The sequence below is a fragment of the Thalassolituus sp. UBA2590 genome (genome assembly GCF_002339775.1).
In the GTDB taxonomy this organism is placed as follows: domain Bacteria; phylum Pseudomonadota; class Gammaproteobacteria; order Pseudomonadales; family Oceanobacteraceae; genus Thalassolituus.
The window spans coordinates 4,094-7,971 of the sequence record NZ_DDKU01000037.1; the positions used below are offsets into that span (position 1 = coordinate 4,094).

Here is a 3,878-nt window from a genome sequence, read left to right on the forward strand (position 1 = left end):
ACTGCTGAGATGCCAGGCATGTATGAAGGCGAAGACTACGATCTTGCTGGCTTCTGCGTCGGTATCGCCGAAAAAGACGACCTGATTGACGGCACCAAGGTGCAGGCCGGCGATAAGCTGATCGCCCTTGCATCCAGCGGCCCTCACTCAAACGGTTATTCTCTGATCCGTAAGATCATTGAAGTATCAGGTGCCGATCTGGCAGCTGACCTCGACGGCCAGCCTGTTGCTGATGCTCTGATGGCGCCAACAAAGATTTACGTTAAATCTCTTCTCAAGCTGATCAATGCTTCAGACGTCCACGCTCTGTCTCATATCACCGGCGGTGGTTTCCAGGAAAACATTCCGCGCGTTCTGCCAGAGGGTACCAAGGCTGTCATTGATACCAATAGCTGGCAATGGCCTGAAGTTTTCACCTGGTTGCAGAGTAACGGCAACGTGGAAACGCGCGAGATGTTCCGAACCTTCAACTGTGGTGTCGGCATGATCATCGCGCTGCCAGAAGAGAAAGCAGACGCAGCCATCGCTCTTCTCAACGCTGAAGGTGAACAGTCGTGGATCATCGGTGAAATCCAGGAACTCAATGGCGATGAAGACGCTGTTCAGTTCACAGGAAACCGTGCATGAACGACGTAACGTCACGCTATCCTACTGGAGAAGTAGAAAAGCCACGCATCGTTATTCTGATTTCAGGCAGTGGCAGCAATATGCTGACCATTGCCGATCAGGTGTTGAGTGGCGCAATCGATGCAGAAATCGCTGGCGTGATTTGTAACGAACCAGAGGCCGCGGGTGTGCAGAAAGCCCGCGACCGCGATCTGGACGTGAGTGTCATCGATCACCGTGGCTTCACTTCCAGAGAAGAGTTTGACGTCGCTCTGATGCGCACCATCGACGACTACCAACCTGACCTGGTCGTTCTCGCGGGCTTTATGAGAATCCTCACTCCCGATCTTGTGCGCCGCTATGAAGGCCGAATGCTCAATATTCACCCTTCTCTGCTGCCTAAATATCAGGGATTGCACACTCACCGCCGGGCTCTCGAAGCCGGCGATGACCTGCATGGCGTCACGGTGCACTTTGTGACTGAAGTACTGGATGACGGCCCCAACGTTATTCAGGCGGTCGTACCGGTAATGGACGGCGATACCGAAGAAACTCTTCGGAAACGCGTCCAGCTGCAAGAGCATATTATCTATCCCATCGCTGTAAAATGGTTTGTCGAAGGCCGACTGGAGATGGTGTCAGGCCTCGCTACCTTCGATGGCAAACCAATGCCAGACACAGGTGTGAAACTGGAAGGATAATCCGAGGTCTCATAAGAGACCTTTCAACGACAGGACGGCACCATGATTCAAGGCCTACTCCGCAAGCAGCTGACCAGCATTCTGGTCGCCGTATGTGCCACCATCACACCTAATTCTGCAGTATCAGATGAATCCGAAGCTCAGACTCCCCAAACACTAACGCCCTATTCTGTTGAGTACACAAGTGAATACCGTATTGGGTGGTTCAGCTTCGATATCGACGCAACACGTACACTGGAACAACGCTCAGATAACCTTTGGCGGGTAGACTTTGATGCAGAGGCAAGCATTGCATCACTGCGGGAGACCAGTGATTTCATCTACAAAGACAATCAGATTATACCCGTCAACTACAGCTATCGTGCCTCGGGGATGATCGACGAACCCGACCGCACCCTGCACTTTGTTGCAGATGCCGAAAGCATTGAAGACCTGGAGAAAGACCGGAAACGTGATGATCACTGGCAGGAAGGTATTCAGGACAACCTGACCTACATGCTGCAAGCGAGCATAGAGGTAGCGAAAGGTAATACAGAGTTCACCTTACCTGTTTTTGAAAAGTCAAAAACGAAACCCTTCCGCTTCCGCGTAGTTGGAAAAGAAGAAATTAAAATCAAAGCGGGAACATTCGACGCGATCAAGATCGAGCAGGTACGCGACAGCAAGAAGCGAGAAGTGTATGCCTGGCTAGCCGATTCTCCTGGCTACCCACTGATCCGCTTGCGTGATAAAAAAGACGGTAAGCTCCGCTACCAGATTCAAGCGACTAAAGTACATTACCCGCAGCACCAGGCTGAACTTTCAGACAACAGTGCGCAATAACGAGGCCAAACAATGAGACTCAGCGATGTAGACATCGAACAGAAAATTGCCTCTGGCGATATCATCATCGACCCACCACCCGGGCATGATGCAATTGCTGGAATCAGTGTCGACCTGCGCCTGGATCACCGTTTTCGAGTGTTTAATAACAACTCGGTCACCCACCTGGACCTGTCGGGAGACCGCGATCAGCTCAATCGCGATATCGATCGTATCATGAGCAAAGAGATCGAAATTCCGAAGGATGAAGCTCTTTATATCCACCCTGGCGAACTGATTCTGGGCGCCACTATGGAGTCTGTCAGTATTCCAGACAACCTCGTTGGCTGGCTCGATGGCCGCTCTTCACTCGCACGCCTAGGCCTGATGGTCCACGTCACCGCTGGCCGAATTGATCCAGGCTGGGAGGGACAGATCGTTCTCGAATTTTATAACAATGGCAAGCTTCCACTCGCGCTCAGGCCCGAAATGGTTATCTGTGCTATGTCATTCGAGACCTTGAGCAGTCCCGCACAACGTCCTTACAACAAACGAGAGAATGCAAAATATCGCGGCCAGAAAGGTGCGGTATTTTCACGAATAGCGAAGGATTGATATGAGTAAAACAATTCTGGTCACCGGTGGTGCTGGCTATATTGGAAGTCACACCTGCGTTGAACTGATCGAAGCCGGCTACAATGTGGTCGTTATCGACAACCTGAGCAATAGCTCACCTGAAGCCCTCAATCGTGTAAAAAAAATCACCGGAACAGCGCCTGTTTTCGTTGAAGGTGATGTTCGTGATCCGGCTTTGTTAGCAAGTATCTTCAGCCAACACAGCATTGCGGCAGTCATTCACTTCGCTGGCCTGAAGGCCGTTGGGGAAAGCTGCCAGATGCCATTGGCATACTATGACAACAACCTTGGGAGCACTATCACTCTATGCCAGGAAATGGAGAAAGCCGGTGTAAAAAACCTGGTCTTCAGCTCCTCAGCGACAGTGTATGGCGATCCAGAAAAGCTTCCATTAACGGAAGACATGCCCTTGTCGGCGACCAACCCCTATGGACGCTCAAAGCTCATCATCGAAGAGATGCTCCGCGACCTGCCTGAAGCCGACCGTCTCAGTAATGCTGAACAACCATGGGCCGTTATACTGCTCAGGTACTTCAACCCTGTCGGAGCACATAAATCGGGGTTAATTGGCGAAGACCCTAAAGATATTCCCAATAATCTGATGCCTTACATTTCGCAGGTAGCGGTCGGCAGAAGAGAAAAACTCTCGGTGTTTGGCGACGACTACGACACCATCGACGGGACAGGAGTACGTGATTACATTCACGTCGTGGATCTTGCAAAAGGTCACGTGAAAGCCGTTGATAACTTACTCAGCAGTGAAGCTGTAACTGGCGTAGAAGCGATTAACCTGGGCACAGGCAACGGCACCAGCGTGCTGCAACTTGTGAACACATTCTCTGAAGTCAACGACACGCCCGTACCGTACGAAATAGCCCCACGTCGCCCAGGAGACGTCGCAGCATGCTATGCAAACGCGACCAAGGCGAAGCAGATACTTCAATGGGAAACTGAACTCGACATCGCCGCTATGGTTAAAGACACCTGGCACTGGCAGAGCTCTAACCCTAACGGATACTCTGAGTCATAAAAACTCTATAAAAATCATAATTTTGCGCATTATTGTATTGACAGAAAAAAAGATCCTGACATAATGCGCACCACTTGCTTGATGTTCCCCGATAGCTCAGTCGG

5 protein-coding genes are annotated in these 3,878 nt (G+C 51.0%); all 5 read left to right on the forward strand.

The genetic code is table 11. The features are described from left to right. Nucleotides 1–627 (forward strand): phosphoribosylformylglycinamidine cyclo-ligase (purM, locus tag B2067_RS03435; RefSeq protein WP_301387451.1); only part of this gene is annotated, 627 nt, incomplete at its 5' end. Then, nucleotides 624–1,307 carry a phosphoribosylglycinamide formyltransferase gene (purN, locus tag B2067_RS03440; protein WP_273088538.1) on the forward strand — a complete coding sequence of 228 codons (684 nt, stop codon included), beginning with the start codon at nucleotides 624–626 and terminating at the stop codon, nucleotides 1,305–1,307. The genes purM and purN, both read left to right, overlap by 4 nt. A gap of 42 nt (nucleotides 1,308–1,349) precedes the next feature. Further along, entirely contained in the window at nucleotides 1,350–2,129 is a 780-nt protein-coding gene (locus B2067_RS03445; protein WP_301387452.1) for a DUF3108 domain-containing protein, read from the forward strand. 12 nt (nucleotides 2,130–2,141) lie between these two features. Beyond that, nucleotides 2,142–2,723, forward strand: a complete 582-nt coding sequence (gene dcd, locus B2067_RS03450) for a dCTP deaminase (RefSeq protein ID WP_301387453.1) — start codon at nucleotides 2,142–2,144, stop codon at nucleotides 2,721–2,723. A 1-nt stretch (nucleotide 2,724) separates the two neighbouring features. Further along, nucleotides 2,725–3,774, forward strand: a complete 1,050-nt coding sequence (galE, locus tag B2067_RS03455) for a UDP-glucose 4-epimerase GalE (protein WP_301387454.1) — start codon at nucleotides 2,725–2,727, stop codon at nucleotides 3,772–3,774. Nucleotides 3,775–3,878 lie beyond the last annotated feature (104 nt).